Origin of the sequence: Micromonospora sp. NPDC049497 (assembly GCF_044465805.1) — a bacterium.
GTDB lineage: Bacteria > Actinomycetota > Actinomycetes > Mycobacteriales > Micromonosporaceae > Micromonospora.
Genome location: NZ_JBITMC010000009.1, coordinates 25,769 through 51,613 on the forward strand (window position 1 = coordinate 25,769; position 25,845 = coordinate 51,613).

The window sequence follows — 25,845 nt, forward strand, 5'->3', positions numbered from 1 at the left end:
GGTCGGGCGGTGAGCGCACGATAGGCAGCCCGGGAAGGCGGTCACAAGCGTCGAATCCGGGCAATCTGGGAGGTGACCGGGCGGCCTCCCGGGTGGACAATCCGCCCCCTCCGGAGCCTGCCGTCCGGCGCCCGGCCACCTGCCGGGACGCGCGCCGCCGCAGGGGTGCCGCCCGGCGGGGCCGACGCGCTGCGGGAACAGCAATCTGCGCGAAGACAGGCCGGCCGCGCAGGCGCACCCTCTAGGCGGACCAGGCCCGGTCCCGACGCGCCGAATCCGGCGCCGACCAGGCCGGATCCACCGGCCGCCCCGGCCGGGCAGCACCCGGAGAACCCCTACCGACACCCGTACCCGCCGGAGGCCCCAGTGACGACGGACCCCCAGTCCCGGGAGACCTTCCCGCTGACCGACCTCCAGGCCGGCTACCTCGTCGGCAGCAGCCGCCTGATCGAGCTCGGCGGTTTCCGCCCCACCATGTACGTCGAGCTGGACGTGGTCGACTTCGACCCGGAGCGGGCCCGGGCGGCGGTCGATCGGCTGATCGACCGGCACGAGCACCTGCGCACGGTGATCCTCGCCGACGGCGGCCAGCGGGTGCTGCCCGACACGGGGGTGAAGCCGTTCCCGCTGGCGGTGACCGACCTGACCCACCTGCCACCGGCCGGGCGGGAGACCGCGCTGCGAGAGGTACGGGAACGGCTGGCCGAGCAGGGGGTGGACCCGACCGGATGGCCGCTGTTCGAGGTGGTCGCCCAGCGGCTGCGCCGACACCGGTGGCGGCTGCACCTGGCGATGAGCCTGCTGCTGCTGGACTCCGGCAGCACCCGGCACCTCCTCGGCGAGTGGTGGCAGCTCTATCAGGACCCGCGGACGGCGCTGCCGCCGGCGGCCCGGACCTTCCGGGAGAGCATCCGCGACCTGGTCGCCTGGCAGGACAGCGAGCCGTACCGGGAGCACTGGCGGTACTGGGAGCGTCGGCTGGACGACCTGCCCGACGCGCCGCAACTGCCGCTGGCCGGCCCGCTGGCCGGAATCGACCCGGTCCGCCTGATCCGTCGGGTCTGCCGTCTGAGCGCGGCGGAGTGGGACCTGTTCTGCGCCGCCGCGCGGCGGCACCGGGTGCTGCCGCCGACCGCGCTCCTCCAGGTCTTCGCCGAGGTGCTCGGGGGCTGGGCCACGCAGCCCCGGTTCTGTCTCAACGTGCTGCACCAGAACCTGCCCGCTTTGCACCCGGAGCTGTCCGGGGTGGTCGGCCAGCTCAGCGCCACCCTGCCCCTGGAGGTGGACCTGGGCACGGGTGAGGACTTCTGGGAGCGGGCGCGGCAGGTGCAGCGCCAGCTCTGGCGGGACATGGCGCACAGCGACGTCACCGCGGTCCGGATCACCCGTGAGCTGGCCGCCCGGCGGGGCTGGACCAGCCGGGCCGCCCTGCCGTACGTCTTCAACAGCATGCTCGCGCCACGGCGGCCGGCCGGGCCGGCACTCGGGCGGCCGGTCTGCCGCCAGGTCGACAGTCACCTGCGGACCCCGCAGGTGCTGGTGGACAACCAGCTCCAGGACGCACCGGACGGCGGTGTGGACTGCATCTGGGACGTGGTGGACGACGCCTTTCCGGCCGGGCTGGCGGAGGCGGCCTTCGCGGCGTACGAGCGGACGCTGCGGGCCCTCGTCGAGACCGGAACGGCCCCCGAGCCGGTGCCACCGGCCCACCGAGCGATGGTGGCCCGGGACAACGCGCCCGCCGGGCCGCCGCCGGCCGGACGGCTGGAGGACGGCTTCCTGCGCCGGGTCGAGGAGCAGCCGGAGCGCCCGGCCGTGGTCAGCGACCGCCGGACGCTGACCTACCGGGAGCTGGCGGACGCCTCGGCCGCTGTCGCCACCACCCTGCGCCGGCACGGGGTCGGGCCGGGTGACCTGGTGCCGGTGGTGATGGCCAAGGGTTGGGAGCAGGTCGTGGCCGTCCTCGGGGTGTTACGCGTCGGCGCCGCCTACTGCCCGGTCGACGTCGCCCTGCCGGCCGAGCGGATCGGCCACCTGCTCGACGAGTGCGGGGCCCGGACGGCGCTGGTCCAGTCGCACCGGCCGGCCGACCTGGCCGGACGGGACGTGCGGGCGGTCCAGGTGGACCGGCTGCCGCCGGCCGGCGAGCCGGTCGCGCCGGCCGGCACGGCGGACGACCTGGCGTACGTGATCTACACGTCCGGCTCCACCGGGCGACCCAAGGGCGTCGCGGTGGCGCACCGGGCCGCCGTCAACACCGTGCTGGACGTCAACGAGCGGTTCGGGCTGCGCCCCGACGACCGGGTGTTCGGCATCTCGTCGCTCAGCTTCGACCTCTCCGTCTGGGACGTGTTCGGCAGCCTGGCCGCCGGCGCGGCGATCGTGCTGCCCGCGGCCGGACGTCAACCCGACCCGCTCGGCTGGGCGGACACGGCGACCCGGCACCGGGCCACGGTCTGGAACTCCGTGCCGGCTCTGGCCCAGATGCTGGTCGAGGTGGCGGCCACCCGACCGCCCGCGAACCGGCCCCCGATCCGGGCGTTCCTGCTCAGCGGGGACTGGGTGCCGACCCCCCTGCCCGACCGGCTCCGGCAGACCTGGCCGGGCACCCGGGTCACCGCGCTGGGTGGCGCGACCGAGGCGGCGATCTGGTCCAACAGCTACGAGATCGGCGCGGTCGACCCGGCGTGGCGGAGCATCCCGTACGGCCGGCCGCTGCCGAACCAGACCATGCGGGTGCTCGACGGCCGGTTCCGGCTGCGTCCACCGTGGGCGGTCGGGGGCATCTACATCGGCGGGACAGGGCTGGCCGACGGCTACTGGCGGGACCCCGAGCGCACCGCCGAGCGGTTCGTCACCGACCCGGCAACCGGGGAGCGGCTCTACCGCACCGGGGACCTGGGACGGTACTGGCCCGACGGCACCATCGAGTTCCTCGGCCGGGAGGACCGGCAGGTCAAGGTGCAGGGCTTCCGGGTGGAACCGGGTGAGATCGAGGCGGTCGCGCGGACCCACCCGCTCGTCCGGGACTGCGCCGTGACCACCCAGCAGGTGCCGGGCGGGCAGCGCCGGCTGGTCGCGATCGTGGTGCCCGGAGAGGGCGCGGCGCCGGACCGGGCGGCGCTCGCCGGATACCTGCGGGAGCGGCTGCCCGCCTACCTGGTGCCGGCGCGGATCCACCTGCTGGACCGGCTGCCGCTCAGCGGCAACGGCAAGGTGGACCTGGACCGGGCCCTCGCCACCGCCGAGGCCGCCACCCGCGACGACTGGTCCGCCACCCCGGACGGCGCCGGCCGTGCCACCCCGTTGGAGGAGCGGATCTGCCGGGCGTGGGCGGAGTTGCTGGAGGTGCCGGCGGTCCGGCCGGACGACGACTTCTTCGCCCTCGGCGGCAACTCGCTCCTCGCCCTGCGCCTGGTGCAGCGGCTCCGCGCCGACCTCGGCACCGAGGTCCCGTTCGGGCAGATCTTCGACGCCCCCACGGTACGCGGGCTGGCCGCCCGGCTCGCCGTCGGCGACGGCACCGTCCGCAGCGCCGTGCCGCTGGCCGACGGCACCGGCCGGCCGCTGTTCCTGTGCCATCCGGTCGGCGGGTCGGTGGCCCGGTACGCCGACCTCGCCCGCGCCTGGGCCGGCCCGGTGTACGGCTTCCAGAGCCCGGCCCTGGCGGGCCACGACCCGACCGACCGGCCCAGCCTGGCCGACCTGGCCGCGACGTACCGGGCCGAGCTGCGGCGGCTGGCGCCGGACGGGCCGTACCTGCTCGCCGGCTGGTCGATGGGGGGCGTGCTGGCCCACGAGGTGGCCGCCCAACTGCACGACGAGGGCGAGGTGGCCCTGGTGGTCATGGTCGACAGCGACATCCGGACCCTGCGGCTGCCGGCCGACGACCGGGAGCGGCACCGGGAGTTCCTCACCGACCTGGCCGGCGGCCGGCTGCCGGCACCGGTGGCCGCCGCGCTCGCCACCGCCACCGAGGCCGGACTGGCCGGAGCCGCGCACGCCGCTGCCCGGAGGGCCGGCCTGCTCCCGGTCGAGCTGGACGAGGCCGGGTACGGACGGCTGGTGCGGGTGCACGGGGATAACCTGTCCGCGCTGGCCGCCCACCGGCCCGCCCGGGGAGTGGCGCCGACGCTGCTGGTCGTGGCCGACCGGGTGACCCGCCCGGACCCGGTGCCCGCCTGGCGAGCGGTCTGCCCGGAGTTGACCGTGGAACGTTGGCCGGAGGACCACCATTCGATCGTGTCGGTCGCCTCCTCGGCCCGGTTGGCCGAGCGCATCGCCCGCTTCGCAGCCGACAGTGGGCTCGCCGAGCCGGCCGAGCCGGTCGAGGCCGGGCCGGCGGGGACGGGGGCCACGGCGCGGGACGCACTCGTCGTACCGTCCTGAGCGGGCGATCCGTCGACGGGGGCCGGATCGGGGTGTCCGGCCCGGTCGGAGGAGCCCTGCGGGCGGCGGGAGCGGTCAGGACCAGTCGAACGCCTGGGCGTCGGAGGAGAGGTAGCTGCCGTCGACCAGGTCCGCCCAGGTGGCGTAGCGGCGCAGGCCGTAGAGCAGGGGTCGTTGCGGACGCAGCCGGGTGACCGCCCGGACCCGGCCCATCACCACGGCGTGGTCGCCGACCACACTGTCGTCGGTCACCTCGCAGTCGGCGATGGTGTGCGCGGCGTCGAGCAGGTGCGGGCCACCGGCCCCGGAGCCGACGGTCCAGCGCACCCGCTCGAAGCGGTCGACCGCTCCGGAGGCGAACAACTCGGCGAAGGCCCGAGCCTGGTCGTGCAGCAGGTTCACCGCGAAGGAGCGACTCGCCGCGATCGCCTCCAGGGTGGGGCTGCCGCAGCGGAGGCAGACCAGCAGGATCGGCGGGTCGAGGGAGACGCTGCACAGCGAGGTGCACGTCATCCCCCGCGGCCGGCCGTCGGTGTGCAGCGCGGTGGTCACCGTGACGCCGGACGGAAAGCTGGCCATCAGGGGTCGCATGTCGACCGGCGGGGTGTCGGCCGGAACGAGCTGGTCCTTGGTGTTCATGGTGGGCTCCTCACGCCGGGGGTGACGCGGCTCCGGCGGCGACCACGCCGGGCGTGGGCCGGGGCCGGGAGGTGGATCGGGTCGCGGCGTGGACCTCCGCCACCAGTGCGGCGGTGAAGGACCCGAACGCGGCGCCGAGGAAGTGGAAGTGCCCGCCCGGGAAGAGCAGCCGCCGGAACGGTCCGGTGGTCTCCTCCGCCCAGGCCGCGATCGCCGCCGGTGGCGCCCAGTCGTCCTCGGCGCCGCCGAAGGCGGTCATCGGCACGGTCAGCGGCGGCCGAACGGGCGACGGGACGTACCCGGCCAGCGCACCGAGGTCGGCGCGGACCAGCCGCAGCAGTTGGGCGCGGAACTCGGGCACCTCGTGGATCCGGTCCGGCATGCCGCCCAGCGCGAACAGGTGACGCAGCATCTCGTCGTCGGAGACGTCGTACGGCAGGGTGGCCTTCGGGCCCCGGTAGCCGGCGGCCGGGCGGCCGGAGACGCCGAGCCAGACGGGTTCGACGCCGTACGCACCGAGCGCCCGGGCGGTCTCCGCCGCGACCACCGCGCCCAGGCTGTGCCCGAACAGGGCGAGCGGCGCGTCGGCCCAGTCGAGCAGGTCCTCGACCACCCGGGCGACGATGCCGGGGATGTCCCGCAGCGGCTCTTCGCGGTGCCGCCGGCCCCGGCCGGGCAGGTCGGGCAGGAGGAGGTCCCACTCCTGCGGGATGCCCCGGCTGAGCGGGAAGTAGGCGCTGCCGGAGCCGCCCGCATGGTGGAACGCGACCAGACGCAGGTCGGGGTCGGGTACCGGCCTCGGCCGGAGGAAGGCGCTCATCGGGTCACTCCCGTCCTCCGGCCGCGACCGGGCGGCCGGTGATGTGGTCGGCGATCGTCGCCAGCAGCGCCGCCAGCGGGCGGTCGATGGGCAGGTCCTCGGGGGTGAGCGCGATCTGGAACCGTTCCTCGATCCGGGTCATGAACAGGGTGGAGACGAAGGAGTCACCCCCGGTCTCCAGGAAGGACCGGCCCGGGTCCAGCTCCTCGTCGGCGTGCAGCACGTCGCGCAGCTCGGTCATCAGGTACGCCTCGATGCCGGCGCGGTCGGTGGGCAACGGCGCCACGTTCCCGCCGGCGGTCTCCGCCGACCCGCTGCCGGCCGCGCCGACCGGCTCGTCGACCCAGAAGCGCCGGCGCCGGAAGGGGTAGGTGGGCAGGTTCGGCAGGAACCGGGCACCGGCCGGACGCAGTTCGTCGAAGCGCACGTCGAGCCCGGCGAGGAAGAGCGCGGCCAGGGCGTCCAGCAGCAGCTCGGGGGCCGCCTCGGGGACGGCGGTGGCCAGCGGCGACAGGTGCTCCGTACCGCCCTCGCCCCGCCACGTCAGGCGGCCCGCCACCTCCGGTCGGCCGACGTCCCGCCGGGACCGGACCCGGATGCCGAGCCGGCCGAGCAGCGCGACCCAGCGGTCGGGCGCCTCGCCGGCCGGGTCGGCGGGGATCAGCCGGGGCCAGCGGGCCCCGACCCTGTCCAGCGCCACCTCCAGGGCGGTGTGGTCCGTGGCGGCCCAGAGGGTGATCGGGCCCAGCCGGCCGGCCGGGCCGGCCGGCTGTCGGACCCCCGCCGCCAGCCGGACGGCCAGCTCGTCGGCGGTGTCGCCGACCACCGCCACCCGGTGCGCGAGCGGGGCGCGGCCGGCGCGCAGGGTGTGGCAGAGCGACGGCAGGTCCGCCGGATCGGTGGCGCGCAGCCGCGCCACCACGGCCGCGCCGACGATGGCCAGGGCCTGGGAATCCCGGGCGGAGAGGGTGAGCAGCTCGGAACCGTGCGGCGCGACCGGCGCGACCGCCTCCCGCGGCCGGTACGCCTCAAGCACCACGTGGGCGTTGGTGCCGCTCATCCCGAACGAGTTCACCCCGGCCACCCGGCGGGGCAGCGCCGCCGGCCAGGGCGCGGTCCGCCGGGGCACGGTGAAGCCGAGCCGATCCCAGGGGATGTGCTCGTTGAGCGGGCCGTCGGACTCGTCGGCGGCCGGCGGAATCTCGCCGTGGTGCAGCATCAGCACGGTCTTCATCAGCCCGGCAACGCCGGAGGCGGCCTCCAGGTGGTTGAGCCGGGCCTTGACGCTGCCGACGCCGAGCGGGACGCCGCGCTCCCGGACCGCCGGGCCCAGGGCGGCGTCCAGGGCGCCCACCTCGACCGGGTCGCCGAGGAGCGTGCCGGTGCCGTGCGCCTCGACCCAGCCGACGTCGGCAGCGGCCACCCCGGCGTCGGCGAGGGCCGCCCGGACCACCTGCTGCTGGGCCGGCCCGCTGGGCACGGTCAGCCCGGAGGCCGCCCCGTCGTGGTTGACCGCGCTGCCCCGGACCACGGCCAGGATCGGCCGGCCCTCCCGTTCCGCCTCGTCCAGGCGCATGAGGACCAGCACTCCGACGCCCTCGCCGCGACCGTACCCGTCGGCGGAGGCCAGGAAGGACTTGGAGCGACCCTCGGGGGAGAGCGCCCGGCTCTGGCACAGCGACACCATCAGGTTCGGCGACAGCAGCAGGTTCGAGCCGCAGACCAGCGCGTACCGGCACTCCCCGGCGCGCAGCGCGCGGACCGCCAGGTGCATCGCCACCAAGGAGGAGGAGCAGGCGGTGTCCACGCTGACCACCGGGCCGGCGAAGCCCATCACGAAGCTGATCCGACCGGCGCCGAAGCAGAGTCCGCCGCCGGTGGCGTAGTACGGGTCGAGCGGCGTCTTGTCCTCCCGCACCGCCAGCCGCTCACCGTACTCGGAGGCCATCATGCCGAGGTAGACGCCGACGTCCAGCCGGTCGGCGCGGCGGATGGCCACCCCGGCCCGTTCCAGCGCCTCCCAGGCGGTCTCCAGCAGCAGCCGCTGCTGCGGGTCGAGCAGTTCGGCCTCCCGCTGGGAGATGCCGAAGAAGTCCGCGTCGAAGTGGCCGATGTCGGCCAGGAAAGCGGCCCGGTCCACGTAGGAGCGTCCCGGGCGGACCGGCCCCGGCCGGTACGCGGCCCGGAGGCCGGGCCGGTCGTCGGGGATGCCGGTGACCGCGTGTGCGTCGCCGCGCAGGAAATCCCAGAACTGCTCCGGCGTCCGCAGGTCTCCGGGAAAGCGCAGGCCGAGCCCGACGACGGCGAGCGGGGGGCGGTGCTCGCGCTCCAGTTCGCGGATCCGGGCCTGCTGCCGGCGGGAGAGCCGCAGCTGGTCCTCCACCAGTCGCCGCAACTCGGTGGCGTCCATCGTCACGTCCCTCACTCCTCCATCGCCAGGTCCGCCCGCACGGCCCGGACCAGCTCGTCGATCGACAGATCCGCCAGGTCGCCGTCCGTCCCGGCCGGGTCGTGCGCCGGACCGACGTACGACCCGGACCAGGCGCCGGCGTGCGACGCGGCGTCGGCCGGCTCGTCGTCGGGGTAGAGCAGGTCGATCGCGTACGCGGCGACCTGCGCGATGCTCGGGTGGTCGATGGCGACCGTGGCCGGCAGGTCGACGGCGAGCGCGTGCGACAACCGGGTCCGCAGGTCGATGACCATGATCGAGTCGAGCCCGAGGTCGACGAAGCCGGCGTCGTCGTCGAGCGCGCCGGGATCACCCAGCGCCTCGCCGGCCACCCCGCGCACCGCCACCCGGAGCCGGTCCTCCCGCTCGTCCGGCGCGGTACGGTCCAGTTCCTCGCGCAGCCAGCCGCGCGGCATCGCCGGGGTTGCCGGCGCGGGCCGGGCGCCGCGGTCAGCCAGCGGGAGCAGCAGCGCCGCCCGGGGGTGACCGGCCGCCCGCTCGACGTACGCCCGGGCGTCCACCGCCACCGCCACGAGCCGGTCCCGGCCGGTGGTGAGCGCGGCGCGCAGGACGGTCTCGGCCTCCTCGTCGGTGAGGGCCCGGACGCCCAGCCGGTCGATGGCCCGCCGGGTCGCCTCGGTGGCGGCGAGGCCGTCCTTCACCCGCGGTGTCCACGGCCCCCAGTCGACGCTCACCGCAGGCAGGCCGCGGTCGCGCAGCCGGGCGGCGAGGCCGGCCAGGTAGCCGTTGGCGGCGGCGTAGTTGGCCTGGCCGGCGGAACCGAGCACGGCGGAGACCGAGGAGAAGTGCACCAGCGCCGCCGGCCGCCGGCCGGTCAGGGCCTCCAGCAGCCGGTCCGCGCCGGCCGCCTTGCCGGCGAAGACCTCCTCGAAGGCGGCCTCGTCGAGCTGGTCGAACGCGCCGTCGGCGGTGCGCCCGGCGAGGTGCCAGACGCTGCCGATCGGGCCGTCGCTCTCCGCCTCCGCCACCATCCGCCGGCAGTCCTCCGGGTCGGTGACGTCGCCGCGTACCACCCGGATCCGGGTGCCCCCGGCGGTGAGCTGGTCGATCGCCGCGCTGGCCGCCGGGTCCGGCGCGGAGCGACCGGCCAGGGTGATGGCGGGGACGCCCTGCCGGGCGAGGAAGCCCGCGACACTCAGACCCAGCGCGCCGAGCCCACCGGTGACCAGCGCGGTGCCGGCGGTGACGGCGTCCGGCAGGTCGCCGTCGGGCGCCGGCAGGGGCCGGAGCCGGGCCACCCGGACGCCGTCGGCGCCCAGCCGCAGCCGGGTCTCGGGCAGGCCGCGGCGCACCTCGTCGAGGAGCAGCGCGGCGGCGTCGCCCGGGTCGGCGTCGGCGGCGAGCACGACCCGGACGAGGCGACGGTCGGTGTGCTCCGCCTCGACCGACGCGAGCATCCCCCAGAGCGCCTCCCGGACCGGGGCGGCCTCGGTGCCGTCGGCGCAGACCACCAGGTACGGCGCGGCGGCCGGGGCGGTCCGCAGGTCGTCGGCGAGTCGGCGGACGGCGGATTGCGCCGCCTCGGCCGACGCCCCCGGCTCGTCGGCCGCGAACCGCAGGTCGAGTACCAGGTCCGGTGGCGCTGCGCCGGGCTCGGCGGTGAGCGCGGCGACCGCCCCGGCGAACGCGGGCGCGACGTCGGCGCCGACGACGTCGACGCGCGGCGGCGCCGGCGCCGGGGTCGGCTCCGGCCGGTCCGGTTCCGGCACGGTCCAGGCCAGCTCGTGGACGTGGACGGCGCTGTCGCGCAGTGACCGCTCGAGCAGGTCCCGGGGGGCGTATCGGATGCGGAACCCGTCGACGGCCAGGACGGTTCGGCCGTGCCCGTCGAAGAGGTGCAGGTCCGCCTCGTCCACCAGCCGGGTGCCGTCCGGGCGGTTGGTCGCCCGCCGGGCCCGCACGTGGCCCCAGAGCTCCGCGGCGGGCTCGGGCCGGCGGGCCAGGGTGAGTCGGGCGGCGGCGAACGGGATCGCCAGGCCGGCTCGGCCGGCCTCCACCACGTCGTCCGTGCCGTCCGGGTCGACACCGAAGGCGACCGTGCTCTGCAGACAGGAGTCGAGCAGGCCCGGGTGGATGGCCCAGCCGGCCGGGTCCTCGTTCATCCGCACCGGTCGGGCGTACCGGACCAGGGCCTCGTCGTCGCGCAGCCACACCTCGGCGATCCAGCGGAACGACGGACCCAGCAGGTAGCCCATCTCCCGGAAGTGCCGGTAGAAGTCCTCACCGGCGAGGTGACGCTCGGCGGCGGCCCGGAAGGCGACCAGGTCGGGCACCGGTCGAGGCTCCCGCTCCGGCGCGGGCAGCAGCCGGGCGGACAGGTGCTCCTGCCAGTGGTCCCGCTCCGGGTCGACCAGGCTCTGCACACTCACCGTCCGGCCGCCGTGCTCCTGCTCGGCCTCGATGACCTGCATCTCGTACCGCTCGCCGTCGTGCAGCACCAGGGCCCGGGGAAAGACCAGGTCGGCGAGGGCCGGCGGGGTGCCGTCGCCGGCCAGCGCGGAGAGCACGGTGGCGGTCTGCGACGCGCCGGGCACCGACACCGTCCCGTAGAGCCGGTGATCGGTCAGGTGCGGCGGGAACTCGGTGCTCCGCTCGGTGCGGAACACCCGGCCGCGCAGGGCCGGTGAGCGGACCGGCGTACCCCAGGCGGGTGCGTCGGCGGCCGGGCCGGCGACCGGCAGCCGGTCGCCGGTCCCCGCGGTGGACGCCCAGTGGCGGGTCTCCGCGAACGGGTAGCGCGGGGCCGCGACGCGGGTGCCGGGGCGCGGGCGGGGCTGCACCCGCGACCAGGTGACATCCTGGCCGAGCGGGTAGAGCGCGGCGACCGCGGCGAGCAGCGCGGTGCGGTCCGGTGAGCCGCGGCGCAGCGACGACAGCAGGCCGCCGGCCGGCGCGAGGCCCGCGGCCCGGACCAGGTTCACCAGGGTACGGTCCGGACCGATCTCCAGGCAGACGTCCACGTCGAGCGCGGCGAGCTGCCCGGCGCCGGCGTGGAAGCGGACCGGCTGGCGGGCGTGGCGCACCCAGTAGTCGGCGTCGTACGTGTCGGGTCCGGCCACCGCTCCGCTCAGGTTGGAGATCACCGGGAGGGCCGGGGCCTCGTGGCGAAGCGCGGCGCACACGGCCCGGAAATCGTCGAGCGCCGGGTCCAACAGTCGCGAATGGAACGCGTGCGAGACGCTCAGCGCACGGTGCCGTACGCCCTCGGCCCGCAGCCGGACGGTGAGCGCCTCGATCTCCTCGGGCAGCCCGGAGACCACGGTGGCCTCGGGGCCGTTGACCGCCGCCACGTCCAGGCCGGTGCCCGCGACGAGGTCACGCACCCGCTGCTCGGTGGCGACCACGCCGAGCATCGCACCGGGACGGGTGGCCTGCATCAGCCTGGCCCGCTCGGCGATCAGGTCGAGGCCGGCGGGCAGGTCCAGCACTCCGGCCACGATGGCGGCGGAGATCTCGCCGACGCTGTGACCCATCACCACGGCCGGGGTGACGCCCCAGGAGCGCCACAGCTCGGCCAGCGCCACCTCCAGGGTGACCAGGGCCGGTTGGGTGACGCGCGTCTCGTTGATCGCGGTCCGGTCGTCGCCGTGCAGGACGAGGTCGGCCAGCGAGGCGCCCAGCGCCGGCGCCAGCCGCCGGTCGCACTCGTCGAAGACGTCGCGGAACACCGGCTCGGTGGCGTACAGCTCGCGGCCCATGCCGAAGAACTGGCTGCCCTGACCGGAGAAGAGGAACGCGATCCGGGGCGGTCGGGTCGCCGCGACCGGGTCGGCCGGCGGCGCGGCGGCGGCCAGCAGCTGCGCCCGGTCGCGCCCGAGCAGGACCGTCCGGTACGGCAGGTGGGCCCGGCCGGTGCCGGCCAGCGCGGCCAGGTCGGGCAGTTCCTCCGCCGGGCAGTCGGCGAGCCGCTCCCGCCATCGCTCGACAAGCCGGCACAGCCCGTCCGGGCTGGGCGCGGAGAGCGGGACGAGCAGGGTGCCCCCCGCCGCGCCGTCCGACGTGCCGTTCGGCGGGGCGGTGCTGCTCTGCGGGGCGGTGCCGTTGGGCAGCCCGTCGCGGTACGGCCCGGTCCAGACCGGACCAGGCAAGGGTCGGGCGCCGACCGGCGCGGGTGCCGGGTCGGCCAGCAGGACGTGGGCGTTGGTGCCCGTGAAGCCGAAGCCGGACACCCCGGCCAGCCGGGACCGGCCGGTCCGCGGCCAGGGCACGGGCGCGTCCACCACCCGGACGTCCATCCCGGTCCAGTCGATGTGCGGGTTCGGGGCGGCGAAGTGCAGGTTGGCCGGGATGGTGCCGTGCCGCAGGGCGAGCACCGTCTTGATCACCGACGCCATGCCGGCGGCCGACTCGCAGTGGCCGATGTTGCTCTTGACCGAGCCGAGCCGCAGCGGCCGGTCGGCCGCCCGCCCTGGTCCGAGCACCCGCCAGGCCGCCCCGACCTCGACCGGGTCGCCGAGCGAGGTGCCGGTGCCGTGCGTCTCCAGGAAGTCCACCGCGGCCCCGTCCACGCCCGCCTCGGCGAGGGCGGCACTGATGACCTGCTCCTGGGCCCGGCCGCTCGGCGCGGTCAGTCCGGAGGAGCTGCCGTCCTGGTTGACCGCGCTACCCCGGACCACGGCGAGAACGGCGTCGCCGTCCCGCCCGGCGTCGGCGAGTCGCTTGAGGACGAGCACCCCGCACCCCTCGGATCGGACGAAGCCGTTGGCGTCGGCGGAGAACGTGCGGCACCGCCCGTCCGGGGAGAGCATGTGCGCCCGGCTCACCGCCACCGAGGCGAGCGGGTCGACGATGACGTTGACCCCGCCGACGATCGCCGCGTCGACCTCGCCGCTGCGCAGTGCCCGGACGGCGAGGTGGAGGGCGACCAACGAGGAGGAGCAGGCGGTGTCCACGGCGAGTGCCGGCCCGGCCAGCCCCAGCACGTACGCCAGGCGGCCGGCGACGGCGTTGAGCGCGGTGCCGGTGCTGTAGTACGCGTCGAGCCGGTCCACCCCGGCGCCGGCCAGCACCCGGGCGTAGTCGCCGTTGCTGACCCCCACGAAGACGCCGGTCCGGGTGCCGGCCAACCCCTTCGGGTCGATGCCGGCGTCCTCCAGCGCGTGCCAGGCGCACTCCAACAGGAGCCGCTGCTGCGGGTCGAGGTTCTCCGCCTCGCGGGCCGGTACGCCGAAGAACCCGGCGTCGAAGCGGGCCACGTCACGCAGGAATCCGCCCTGGTCGGTGGTGATTCGCGGACCGGTGTCGGGGCCGGCGGTATGGAACGTGCGGTGGCTCCAGCGGTGCGGCGGCACCTCGCTGACCGCGTCCCGCCCGGATCGGAGCAGGTCCCACAGCTCCTCCACCGAGTCGGCGCCGGGGAAGCGACCGGCCATCCCGACGATCGCCGCCGGCCCGGCCGGGAGCGCCACCGTCCCGGTCACCGTGGCGACCGGGACGGCCGGCGCCCCGACCGGCGGGGCGGCCGCGGCGAGGTTCGTCGTCGGGACGGCCGGAGAATCGGGGTGGACCGTGGCGGCGGGTCCACCGTCGGGCGCCGGAACGGCGGCGTGGACCCGGGCGTGGTCCACCGGCCTGACGCCGACGGTGCCGTCCGGCGCGGGGTCGACCGCCGGCCCCGGGACGGCGGCCGCGCCGTCGCGCAGGGTCAGCACCTGGTCGGCGAGCTGGCGGACGGTCGGGTGGTCGAACACGTCGGCCACCTGGAGCGCCACCTCGAACGCCTCGGCGAGCCGGCGGGCCAGGTCCACCGCCATGATGGAGTCGAGACCGAGGTCGAAGAAGCCGGCGTCCTCCCGGATGACGTGCCCGTCCGGGTGGCCGAGCTGCGCGGCCAGCAGGCGGGCCACGTGGCCGCGGGCGGCGGCCGGGCGGGCCCCCACCGGCAGCGTGGCCAGCTCGGCCACCACCGACGGCTCCCGCTTCTCGCCGACCGGGAACCCTCCGTCCAGGATGGCGGGGGCACCGTCGGCGGCGGATGCGCCACCGGCGGCATCCGGCGTACCGGCGGCCGTGGCCGGCGCGGTGGTGAACAGCCCGCGCGGGCGCAGGCCGCCCAGCACGCCGTCCAGGCGCGGCCGGTCCAGCGGGCAGGCCACCAGGTAGCCCTCCGGCCCGGGCGTCTCGTCCCGCAGCGCCGCACAGCCGGTGGCCGGGTCCAGCGCGCCGACCCCGAGCCGGGCGAACCGGTCCCGGGAGTCACCGTCGGCCATTCCGGAGACCGCCCACGGTCCGTACGCGATGCTGACCGCGGGCAGCCCGAGCGACCGGCGGTACGCGGCGAGGGCGTCCAGTCCCCCGTTCGCGGCGGCGTACGCGGCGTAGCCCTCGGTGCCCCAGAGCGCGGAGACCGAGGAGACCAGTACGAAGAAGTCCAGCCGCAGGTCCCGGGTGAGCCGGTGCAGCCACCAGGCGCCGCCCACCTTGGCGCGCAGGGCGGCGGCGGTCCGCGCGGTGTCCAGGTCGACGGCGGGTATCCGGGTGATGGTGCCGGCTGCGTGCAGCACCCCGCCCAGCGGCGGCATGCCGCGCAGCGCGAGGGCCACCTGCCGGCGGGAGTCGGCGGTGTCGCATCCACCGCCGACGTAGCCGACCCCTATCCCGTCGTCGCGCAGCCGGGTCAGCAGGTCCTGTGCCGCGGTGTCCAGGTCGGCCTCGGCCCGGCGGCCGACCAGCAGCAACCGCCGGGCGCCACGCCGCACCAGGTCGACGACGAGTTCCCGGCCCACCGCGCCGAGTGCCCCGGTGACCAGGTAGGTGGCGTCGGCACGGACCCGCAGGCCGGACGGGGTGGGATCGGCGTCCCGCAGCCGGGCGGCGAGGATCCGGCCGGCCCGCACCGCGACCAGGTCCTCCAGCACCGGGCCGGGTGGGGCGGTGACCACATCCAGCACGGTGTGCAGATCGTCGTGGCCGGGCCGGGCGGGCAGGTCGATCACCCCGCCGAACGCCGGGCCGAACTCCAGCCCCAGCACCGGGGCGAGTCCGTGCAGGGGCCCGTGGTCGGTGGCGAGCACCTCGTCCGCCGGTCCGGTGCGGCGCGCGCCCCGGGTGACCAGAACCGCCCGCCGTCCGGCGACTCGGCCGCCGGCCAGGGCCGCCACGGCCGTGGTCACCGCGGCGACGGTGACCGCGACCCGGTCGACCGGGTCGTCGGCGTCCTCGGCGGGGTCGTCGAGGACCGGCGTCGCGGCCGGGACCAGCACGAGTGTCCCGTCGGACCGGTCGGCCCAGAACCGGGTCCACTCCCCCGGCTGCTCCGGCAGCGCCGCCGCCCGCCAACCGGGCGGGGCATCGCCCGGTTCCGGGGTGAGCAGCGTGCCGGCCCGGCCCCGGGCCGCCGCGGCGGCGGCCAGCTCGGCGAGGAGGGCGGCGTCGTCGCCGGCGAGGACCAGCGGGTCGGTACGGGTGTCGGGGGCCGGCCGGTCCAGCTCGGTCCAGAACACCTGGTGGGTGTGCGGGGCGGAACGCGGCTCGGCGGGTTCCCCGCCGGTGGGCCGCTCCGGGGCGTACCGCTGGCGTTGCCAGGGATAGCCCGGAAGGTCGAGGACTGCGCGTGGCTCCGGTCCGGCGGACGCGGCGGGGTCGACCTCGACCGGCGGCGCGCCCGCGGCCAGCGCGGTGAGACCGGCGAGCGCGGCGGCCGGGTCGGCGGCGGCGATCCAGGCGGCCACCGGCAGGCGACTGCGCCCCGCGGTGGCGGTGGCGGCGAACGCCGGGTAGTCCGCGAGCGACAGTCGCCGGACCCGCCCGGCGTACGAGGCGGCCAGCTCCCGCAGCGCCTGCGGCGTCCGGGCGGAGACCACGAAGCCGGCCACCGGACCACTCGGCGTGGCGGGTCTCCCGGTCAGCTCGTCCGCCGTCACTGCGCCGAGGACCAGGTGGGCGTTGGTGCCGCTCATCCCGAACGAGCTGACCCCGGCCAGCCGGCCGGCCCCGTCGGCCCAGTCGATCAGCCGGTCGGGCACCACGATCCCGGTGCCCCCGAGGTCGATCCGCGGGTTGAGGGTACGCAGGTGCACCACCGGCGGCACCTGCCGCCGCTGGACGCAGAGCACCGCCTTGACCAGGCCGGCCACCCCGGCCGCGGCCTCCAGGTGCCCGAGGTTGGTCTTGACCGAGCCGACCGCGAGGGGCGCGCCCCCGTTACGCCGGCCGAGAACGGTGGCCAGCGCCTCCATCTCGATCGGGTCTCCGAGCGCGGTACCGGTGCCGTGCGCCTCCACGTAGCCGACGTCGGCGGGGCCGGCGTCGGCTCCGGCCAGGGCAGCCTCGATGAGGGCCACCTGGGAGAGCACGTTCGGTGCGGTGAACCCGCTGGACCGGCCGTCCTGGTTGACCGCCGTACCCCGGATCACCGCGTGGATCCGGTCGCCGTCGCGGACCGCGCGGGCGAGTGGCTTGAGCACGAGCGCGCCGGCGCCCTCGCCCCGGGTGAAGCCGTTGGCCCGGGCGTCGAACGCCTTGCACAGCCCGTCCGGGGCCAGCGACCGGGTCTGCACGACCAGTCGGGTCGAGCGGGGCGACATGATCAGGTTCACCCCGGCGGCGATGGCGGTCTCGCATTCGCCGCGACGCAGCGCCTGGACGGCGAGGTGCACGGCGACCAGCGAGGACGAGCACGCCGTGTCGACCGCCATGGCCGGCCCGGTCAGCCCCAGGCTGTACGCGAGCCGGCCGGCCGCGAAGCAGTGCCCGTTGCCGGTGGCCCAGTAGGCGTCCGGCTCTCCCGGGAGCCAGTCCCGGTAGTCCTGGCCGGTGATGCCGACGTACAGCCCGGTGGGGCGGCCGGCGAGGTGGTCGGCCGGGACGGCGGCGTTCTCCAGCGCCTCCCAGGCGACCTCCAGCAGGAGCCGGTGCTGCGGGTCGAGGGCGCGGGCCTCCCGAGGGCTGATGCCGAAGAAGTCGGCGTCGAAGTCGAGCACCTCGTCGAGGAAGCCGCCGCGCTGCGGCAGCTCCGCCCACTCGGCGGCGAACGGGCCCTGCCGGGACACCGGCATCGGCCCGACCAGGTCCCGGCCGGCTGCCAGCGCCTCCCAGTACGCCTCGGTGTCGTCGATCCCGCCGGGCAGCCGCAAGCCGATACCGACGATGGCGACGGGCTGGTCGCCGCCCTGGTCGTCCAGCTTGCGGCGCAGTGTCCGGATGGTGGCCAGGGCCCGCTTGAGCTGGGCGTCCTGCCGCTTGGCGGCGGCGTTTTCGGTGTCGTCCATGACCTCGGTTCCTCGGGGCGGATGCGGTCGGGCGGGCATTGAGGCGAGGTCAGCCGGCCGGCACGGGCCGGTCGATGTCCGCCCCGTCCGGCACATCCGGTTCGGCGGCGGACGACTCGGCGGTGCGGGCCAGTTGCGCGCAGAGCGCGCCGGCCAGGGCACGGGCGCTGCCGTACGTCCACAGCAGGGTGGGCGACAGCCGCAGCCCGAACGCCTCTTCCAGCCGGTTGCGCAGCTCCAGGCCCATCAGCGAGTCGAGGCCGAGGTCCTTGAACGGGGTCTCCCGGTCGACCCGGTCGGCCTCCAGCCGGAGCACTCGGCCGGCCAGCTCGCGCACCTTCGCCTCGGCCAGGACGGCCTGCTCGGCGGCCGGTACCTGCAGCAGGGTGCCCCGGAAGCCGTGCGACGCGTGGGCGGCGTCGCCGTCCCGGGCCGCCGAGCGCAGCCACTGCCAGCTCGGCAGTCCGGCGGTGTCCGGGTACGCGTCGAACCAGCGCCGCAGGTTCAGCGGCACGTACCCGACCACCGGCTCGTCGCGGCCGAGCATCCGCAGCAGCGCCGGCCACGCCTCCCCGGTGGAGAAGCTCTCCATGCCCCGCTCGGCCAGCCGGGCGCCCCGGTTCTCGTCGGCGGCGGCCAGCCCGACGTCACCGAACGGGCCCCACTGCACGCTGAGCGCGGGCCGTCCGGCGCGCCGGCGGGCCTCGGCGAAGGCATCCAGCCAGGAGTTCGCCGCGCCGTACGCCGCCTGGCCGGCATTGCCGATCAACGCGGCGGCCGAGGAGAAGAGAACGAACAGGTCCAGCGGGTCGTCGGCGGTGACCGCCGCCAGGGCGAGCGCGCCGTCCACCTTGGGCGCCAGCACCCGGGCCACCTGCTCGGCGGTGAGGGTCCCGACGGTGGCGTCGTCGAGCAGGCCGGCGGCGTGGAACACCCCGCGCACCGGCGGCAGCGCGGCGCGCGGCCCGTCCAGCGCCCGGCGCAGCGCGGCCTCGTCGGCGACGTCGCAGCGGAGCACCTCGACGGCGGCGGTGCGGCGCAGCGCCGCGACCCGGGCCTGCACCGCGGGGTTGGGCGCGGAGCGGCCGATCAGCACCAGGCCACCGGCTCCGTGCGCGACGAGGAACTCGGCCAGGGCGAGGCCGAGCGCGCCGAGGCCACCGCTGATCACGTACGTGTCGTCGCGGAAGCGTCCCGCCGGCAACGGCACCGCGGTGACCGTGTCGACGGTGGTCGGGTCGGCCACCACCAGCTTGCCGATGTGGTTGCCGTGCGACATCTCGCGCAGCGCCTCGGCCGCCTCCGGGTACGGGAAGACCCGGGTGGGCAGCGGCGGCAGGGTGCCGTCGGCGATCCGCTGCCACACGTCGGCGAAGAGCCGGGCGAAGCGGTCGGGTCGCCGGTCCATCAGACCGGCGAGGTCGACGGCGGCGAGGGTGATGCCCTTGCGGAAGGCGTCCAGGCCGATCGGCCGTCCGGCGTAGATGTCCTTCTTGCCGATCTCGATGAACCGGCCGTCCTCGGCGAGCACGTCCAGGCCGAGCGGGATCGCCGCGCCGGTCAGCGAGTTGAGCACCACGTCCACGCCCCGCCCGCCGGTCGCCGCCCGGACCCGGGCGGCCCAGCCCAGGTCGCGGGAGTCGAAGACGTCGGTGACGCCGAGCGCCCGCAGGTGGTTGCGCTTGGCCTCGCTGCCGGCGGTGGCTACGACCCGGGCGCCGAGGGCACGGGCCACCTGCACGGCGGCCAGGCCCACCCCGCCGGCGGCGGAATGCACCAGCACCGTCTCGCCGGGGGCGAGCCGACCGAGGTCGGTCAGGGCGTACCAGGCGGTGGCGTAGACCAGCGGGAGGGCGGCGGCGTCGGTGTCGGTGAGTCCCGGGGGCACCGGCCTGGTGTGCCCGGACCGGACGGTGACGTGGCTGGCCAGTGCCCCGAAGGCGCAGGCCACCACCCGGTCCCCGGGCCGGGGTGTGGTGACCCCGTCGCCGACCGCGACGACCCGGCCGGCGCACTCGCCGCCGAGCAGGTCGGCCCCTCCGGACGGGTCGGGGTAGGTGCCGACGGCCTTCATCACGTCGATGAAGTTGAGCCCGGTCGCGGTGACCTCGATTTCCACCTCGCCCGGTCCGGGGGCGCGCCGGGCCAGCGGGACCGGGACGACACCTTCCCACCGTCCCGGCCGGGACGGGACGACCCGGAACGGCTGCGCCGGTGTACGCGGGACGGGCAGTTCGACGGCGTCCTCCCCCGGGCGCTCGCCGCGGGCCAGCCGGCCGACCCGGCGGCCGTCGGCGCGCAGCACCACCTGGTCGTCCTCCCCGCCGAGCAGTTCGGTGGCGCACCGGGCGGGCCGGTCGCGGTCGCCCGGGTCCACGTCGATCACCCGGGGATCCAGTTCGCCGTGTTCCCGGCGAAGCGCCCGCAGGTAGCCCCAGTACAGGGCCGCGCCCGGGTCGGGCCGGTCATCCGCCGCGACCGCCTGCGCCCGGCTGGTGACGACGGCGAGCCGGGGCGGCACGCTCCGGCCGGCGCAGGCGCGGGCCACGGCGGTGAGCCGGAGCAGGCCCTGCCGCTGCGCGGCGAGCCCGGCCTCGGCGTCCGGCGCAACGAAGACCACGCCGGCGGCTTCGGTGCGCGGATCGGTAGCGAGCGCGTCGGTGGCGTCGTCGACCGGGTCGGCGCCGGCCGCCCGCAGGGCGGTGACCAGGTCACCTCGGGCGGCCGGGCCGCACACCAGCCACCGGCCCGGGTTCGCCGGCACCACGGGCGGCTCGGCCGCCGTCCAGGCCAGCCGGTGCAGACGCGCGGCGTCGTCGTTGCCCGCAGCGGTCCGGGTCAGCGGCCGCAGGCGCAGGCCGCGCAGGCTCAGGACCGGCCGCCGCTCTGCGTCGAAGACGTGCACGTCGTAGTGCTCGGGGTCGTGCCGCACGGCGTGCGACCGGACGGTGGTCGGCGGATCGTCGAGGTCGGTGTGCAGCACGATCCGATCGACGGCGACCGGCACCACGGCCCCGTCGCCGGGACAGAGCGCGAGTGCCACCTGGAGGGCGCCGTCGGCGAGGGCCGGGTGCGGCGCGTGCGGCCGGTTGCCCGCGCGCAGCCCCTCCGCGAGGGCCACCTCGCCGATCGCCTCCGCGCCGTCCGGGTGCACCCGGAGGTCCCGGACCCGTCGGAACGCTGGACCGTAGGTGAGCCCGCGACCGGCCCACTCCTGGTAGAAGGCGTCCGGATCGTTCGGGGTCGCGGCGTCGGCCCAGTCGGGGTAGTCGGGGCCCGGTCCGTCGGCCGGACGGTAGGACACCCGGCCGCCGGCCGCCGCGGTCCAGCCGGCGGCCCCGTCGGGCAGGTGCAGCAGGCGTACGCTGCCGCCCTCGGTGACGTCGTCGCGCCACTCCACGGTGAGCCGCACGTCGTCGCCGGCGAAGGTGACCTCCCGGTCGAAGGACACGTCGTCGATGCTGCCGGGCCGCCCACCGGTCCGCGCCCGCGCGGCCAGCAGCAGCAACGCCAGCATGCCGGCACCGGGCAGCACCACCGCGTCGTGCACCCGGTGATCGGCCAGCCACGGTTGCTCGCCCAGCGTCAGCCCGACCGGAGCGTGCCAGGTGTCCACCTGCCCGGGCGCCGGTGCCAGCTCCACCTCGAACCCGCGCCCGCCCGCGCGCCGGGGCCGGGCCGCCGGCCAGTACCGTTCCGGCCGCATCGGATAGCCCGGCAGGTCCACCCGACGGCCGCGGGGCAGCCCGCCGAACGGGGCCAGCCCGGCCACGTACGACCGGGCCAGGGCTCGGGCCATGTCCTCGGCGGTGCCCTGGTCCCGGCGCAGGGTGGAGAGCACCGCGACCGCCTCGGAACGTTCGGCGGCGAGTTGCTCGACGGCGGGGGTGAGCACCGGATGCGGGCTGATCTCGACGACGTGGGTGACCCCGTCGTCGAACGCCCGCCGCATGGCGTCGGCGAAGAGCACCGGGCGGCACAGGTTCTCCACCCAGTACCGGGCGTCGAGGTCGGTGCCGCCGACCAGTCCGACCCGGACGGTGGAGAGAAGCGGCACGGTGCCGGCCCTCGGGCGGACCGGCTCCGCCGCGGCCAGCAGGTCGTCGCGGAGCGCCCCCATCTGCGGGCTGTGCGAGGCGTAGTCCACGTTTACCAGCCGGCAGAAGACCTCTTCGGCCTCCAGCAGCTCCTTGAGGGTCAGCACGTCGTCCCGGTCACCGGAGAGCACGCAGGAGCGGGGCCCGTTGTGCACGGCCAGGGCCACCGTCTCCTCGAAGCCCTGCAACGCCTCCCGGGCACCGTCGCGGTCGAGGTCCACCGCGAGCATCAGGCCCCGCCCGGAGGCCCGCCGGGCGATGGCGCTGCGCCGCGCGATCAGCAGGGCGGCGTCGGCGTAGGAGAGTGCGCCCGCCAGGGTGGCCGCGGTGATCTCCCCCTGGCTGTGCCCGAGCACCAGGTCCGGATGCACCCCGTTGGCCCGCCACAACTCGGCCAGCCCGAGCGACATCGCCCAGAGCGTCGGCTGAAGCATGTCGATCCGGGTGGTCCACTCGTCACCCGCCTCGTCCGCGATGACGGCAGTCAGGTCCCAGGTGACGTGCGGGTGCAGCGCCTCAGCGCAGCGGCGTACCACGTCGGCGAAGACGGGACTGCGCTTGAAGAGCTCCCGGCCCATCCCCCGCCACTGGGAGCCCTGGCCAGGGAAGACGAACGCGGTACGGCGGTGCGGCACGGCCCGGCCGGTGGGCAGGTCGGCGTCGGGGGCGTCCGGCCCGGTGGCGGCGAGCCGCGCCAGCCCGTCACGCAGCGCGGCCGGCCGCTCGGCGACCACCGCCGCGCGGAGCGGGAAGTGGTCCCGGTGCCAGGCCAGGGTCCCGGCGACCGCGGGCAGGTCGGCCTCCGGCTCGGTTACCCGGTCGGCGAGGTCGCCGGCGAACGCGACGAGCGCGGCCGGGTTGCGGGCGGAGAGTGGCACCACCGCGGGCAGGCCCGTGTCCGGCGGCTCGACGGCCGGGCCGGCGACCGGTGCGGGGGCCGGGCCGACCACGACGTGGGCGTTGGTGCCGCCCCAGCCGAAGGAGTTCACCCCGAGGTAGACGGGTTCGTCAGCGGGGAGCGTCAGCGGCTCCCGCACCACGGTGACGTTGAGCCGGTCGAACGGGATCTCCGGGTTGAGCGCGGCGGAGTGCAGGCTCGGCGGAACGGTGCGGTGCCGGAGCGCGAGCAGGACCTTGAACAGGCCGGCCATCCCGGCCGCCGCCTCCAGGTGGCCGATGTTGGTCTTCACCGACCCGATCGGCAGCGGCCCGACGGTGCGGACCTGGCCGAGCACCTCGCCGATCGCGCCGACCTCGATCGGGTCGCCCCGGCCGGTGCCGGTGCCGTGCGCCTCGACGTAGCCGAGCCGGTCCGGCGGCACCGCGCCGTCGCCGTACGCGAGGCGGAGCAGTTCGCGCTGCCCATCCCGACTGGGGGTCACCAGGCTCTCCCCGCCGCCGTCGTTGTTGACCACCGAGCGGAGCAGCACGCCGTGCACCCGGTCGCCGTCGCGCAGCGCCCGGTCGAGCCGCTTGACCAGGACGGCGGCGACGCCCTCGCCACGGACGAACCCGTCGGCGTCGGCCGCGAAGGCGGCGCACCGGCCGTTCGGGGAGAGACCCCCGAAGTGGGTGAGGCCGACGGACACGTCGGGCGCGAGGATCAGGTTCACCCCGCCGACGACGGCGGCGTCGATCTCGCCCGACCGCAGCGCCTGCGCGGCGAGGTGCAGGGCGACCAGCGACGACGAACAGCCGGTCTCCACGGTCAGGCTCGGGCCGCGCAGCTTCAACGCGTACGACACCCGGGCGGCGATCACGTCGAGGGCGTTGCCCACCAGGCTGTGCTGGCTGGTCGGGGCGCCCCGCTCCCGGCGGGCGATCTCGTAGTCGTGCCAGGACGCGCCGACGTAGACGCCGGTACGGGTACCGGCCAGGCCGGCGGACGGCTGCCCGGCGTCCTCCAGCGCCCGCCAGGTGACCTCGAGCATGAGGCGCTGCTGGGGGTCGATGTCCTCGGCCTCCCGGGGCGAGATGCCGAAGAAGGCCGCGTCGAACTGGTCCACCCCGTCGAGGAAGCCCCCCACGGCCTGGATCTCACGTTCCGGGTCGAGCTGGGCCGTGGCGTCCCACCGCTGCGCCGGTACGCCGACGACGGCGTCGCCGCGTCCGGTCAGCAGTCGCCACAGGGCCTCCGGATCATCGGCGCCCGGGAACCGCCCGGCCATGCCGACGATCGCGATCTGGTCTGCCGTGTCGAAGCCTGCCATCGCGTCCATTCACTGCCTCTTCGTCGACGGGACCACGGCGGGAGAGTGCACAAATTGCGGGTGCCATCATTCGTCACCCGTCGCTGTGGGAATTCCGTGGATGGCGGGGTAATTCGTCGCCGCCCACCAGAATCTACGCGGGTGGCGAATGGGCGGTAACCCCGATTCCCCCGGTCCGCACCCGAGGCCGACCCCTATCGCGACGCGGACGAATGACAGCGACCAAAGTCAATGTTGATCGCATCACACGCGCGACGGCGGCGGGCCCGTGACAGGATCAACGAGACCGCCGCCGTACCGCGTGACGGTTGCGGTCAGGGGCGCAGCCGCATCCGGACCAGGCCGGCGGTGGCCCGGGTCATCATTCCGCCGATCTCCTTCGGCGCCTTGCTCCGGCTCCACACCGCGTTGCGCGCCATCTTCGAGGGGGACGCGCTGAAGCAGCGGTTCTCCGGGTCCCCGAAGCCGAACGACGGGGGCAGGTAGTCGGCCGAGGCGATCTCACTGAAGATCCGCGCGGCGGCGTCCTTCGCGGTCAGCGTGCCGGCCTCCACCGCCTGGCAGGTCTGCCGGGTGAAGATGCCCAACTCGTTGAACTTCTCGCTGACCGGAAAGGGCGAGCCCGGGCGACGGCTGTCCTCCAGGGCGAGGAAGACCTTGTCGTCACCACTGCGGGAATAGCGGAAGTAGGCATCCTCGATGACGACGTTCCCGAGCATGGTGCCGAGCTGCCAGGTGCGGTTCACCGCATTCCACAAATCGTAGTCGCGGAACGCGACGAACGAGCTGTAGACGATGTCGTCGTGGAAGTCGAACAGTCCCTGCTGGAGCGTCTCCAGGTACTCGAAACGCTCCGTGGACCAGTTGCCGTCCCGAGCGGCGGCGATCAGCCGCCAGGCCATGATGTTGATCAGTTCGAGCGTGTTCGTCATGCCGCGCGAGTAGAGCGGGTCGATGAAGCCGGCCGCGTGCGAGGTCAGGCAGTACCGATCCCCGACGATCTGCTTGGCCGAGTACTGCAACCGGCCGGTGGAGACCCACGGCCGCACCGGCTTGGCGTCCTCGAACTGCCAGGCGATGTCCGGGAAGCGGTTCAGGAACCGGCGGAACTCCTCCTCCGGGGGGACGTCGGTCTTCGGGTGCACCCGGGGGTCGAGGGTCAGGCCGACGCTGACCAACGGGTTGAGCGAGTCCGGGTGGTTGTCGAACGGGATCACCCACATCCAGCCACCGTCGAAGACATGGTGCAGCGTGCCGTGGTGCCAGGGGTTCGGCTGGTCGTGGCCACGGCCGGCGGCCGGCGACCCGTCGTAGGGGCGTACCCCCATGAGATGGGTGAAGACGCTGCGCGAGTGCACCCGGGCCCGGGTGGGAATCTCGCGCAGCTCGAACTTGTCCGCCAGCGGCGAGCGGAAGCCCCCGGCGTCCACCACGTAGCTGGCCCGGAACTCCTCGCCCCGGTCCGAGCGCAGCACGGCGCCCTCGTCCGGGTCGATCTCCACGTCGACCACCCGGGTGTTGAGCCGGGTGTGCGCGCCGTACTTCACCGCGACCTGGAACAGGTACATGTCCACGTCCTGGCGGAACAGGTGCGACTCGGTCCGCAGCATCGACGGCACGACCAACTGGTTGATCTGCTTCGGGTCCTGCGGCGAGCCCTCGCGGTGGTAGACGAAGCCGAAGTTCTGCTTGCGACCGCAGTTGCGGGACACGTGCTTCTGCACGCCGCGGAAGCTGGACAGCGGCTTGATCTCCGGCACGCCGTACCGGTCAGCGATGATCCTGGTCATACCGGACGTGAACGGGATCGTGGACTCCCCGATCGCGAACCGTGGGTGGGCGCCGGCGTCCAGCAGCAGCACCTTGACGCCGTTGCGGGCCAGCACCGCACCGAGCATGCCGCCAGCGATACCACTGCCGAGGATCGCCACGTCGTACCGGTCGTCGCGTCCCGATCCGGAACTGTCGAGCGGCAATCTTCTCACCTCCTTCTCGTCGGGAAACGGTGTGC

The 25,845-nt window shown here is 75.7% G+C and carries 7 protein-coding genes; 1 reads left to right on the forward strand and 6 read right to left on the reverse strand.

Going from position 1 to position 25,845, the window contains the following annotated elements; genetic code table 11:
• Positions 1-366 precede the first annotated feature (366 nt).
• Positions 367-4,389, forward strand: a complete 4,023-nt coding sequence (locus tag ACIBR0_RS14860; protein ID WP_396715819.1) for an amino acid adenylation domain-containing protein — start codon at positions 367-369, stop codon at positions 4,387-4,389.
• A 75-nt stretch (positions 4,390-4,464) separates the two neighbouring features.
• Here ACIBR0_RS14860 and ACIBR0_RS14865 read toward each other — a convergent pair whose 3' ends face one another.
• The 6 genes from ACIBR0_RS14865 to ACIBR0_RS14890 form a co-directional block, all read right to left on the reverse strand.
• The gene (locus ACIBR0_RS14865; RefSeq protein ID WP_357041556.1) at positions 4,465-5,028 is read right to left on the reverse strand and encodes a flavin reductase family protein; all 564 of its coding nucleotides are present in this window, start codon (positions 5,026-5,028) and stop codon (positions 4,465-4,467) included.
• A 10-nt stretch (positions 5,029-5,038) separates the two neighbouring features.
• The gene (locus ACIBR0_RS14870) at positions 5,039-5,848 is read right to left on the reverse strand and encodes a thioesterase II family protein (RefSeq protein WP_396715821.1); all 810 of its coding nucleotides are present in this window, start codon (positions 5,846-5,848) and stop codon (positions 5,039-5,041) included.
• 4 nt (positions 5,849-5,852) lie between these two features.
• Positions 5,853-8,258 (reverse strand): beta-ketoacyl synthase N-terminal-like domain-containing protein, encoded by a 2,406-nt coding sequence (locus tag ACIBR0_RS14875; protein WP_396716066.1) that lies wholly within the window; start codon positions 8,256-8,258, stop codon positions 5,853-5,855.
• 11 nt (positions 8,259-8,269) lie between these two features.
• On the reverse strand, positions 8,270-17,527 hold the full coding sequence (locus tag ACIBR0_RS14880; RefSeq protein ID WP_396715823.1) for an SDR family NAD(P)-dependent oxidoreductase: 9,258 nt from the start codon (positions 17,525-17,527) through the stop codon (positions 8,270-8,272).
• 49 nt (positions 17,528-17,576) lie between these two features.
• Positions 17,577-23,843 carry an SDR family NAD(P)-dependent oxidoreductase gene (locus ACIBR0_RS14885; RefSeq protein ID WP_396715825.1) on the reverse strand — a complete coding sequence of 2,089 codons (6,267 nt, stop codon included), beginning with the start codon at positions 23,841-23,843 and terminating at the stop codon, positions 17,577-17,579.
• Positions 23,844-24,148: 305 nt separating this feature from the next.
• On the reverse strand, positions 24,149-25,819 hold the full coding sequence (locus tag ACIBR0_RS14890; protein WP_396715827.1) for an NAD(P)/FAD-dependent oxidoreductase: 1,671 nt from the start codon (positions 25,817-25,819) through the stop codon (positions 24,149-24,151).
• Positions 25,820-25,845: the final 26 nt, after the last annotated feature.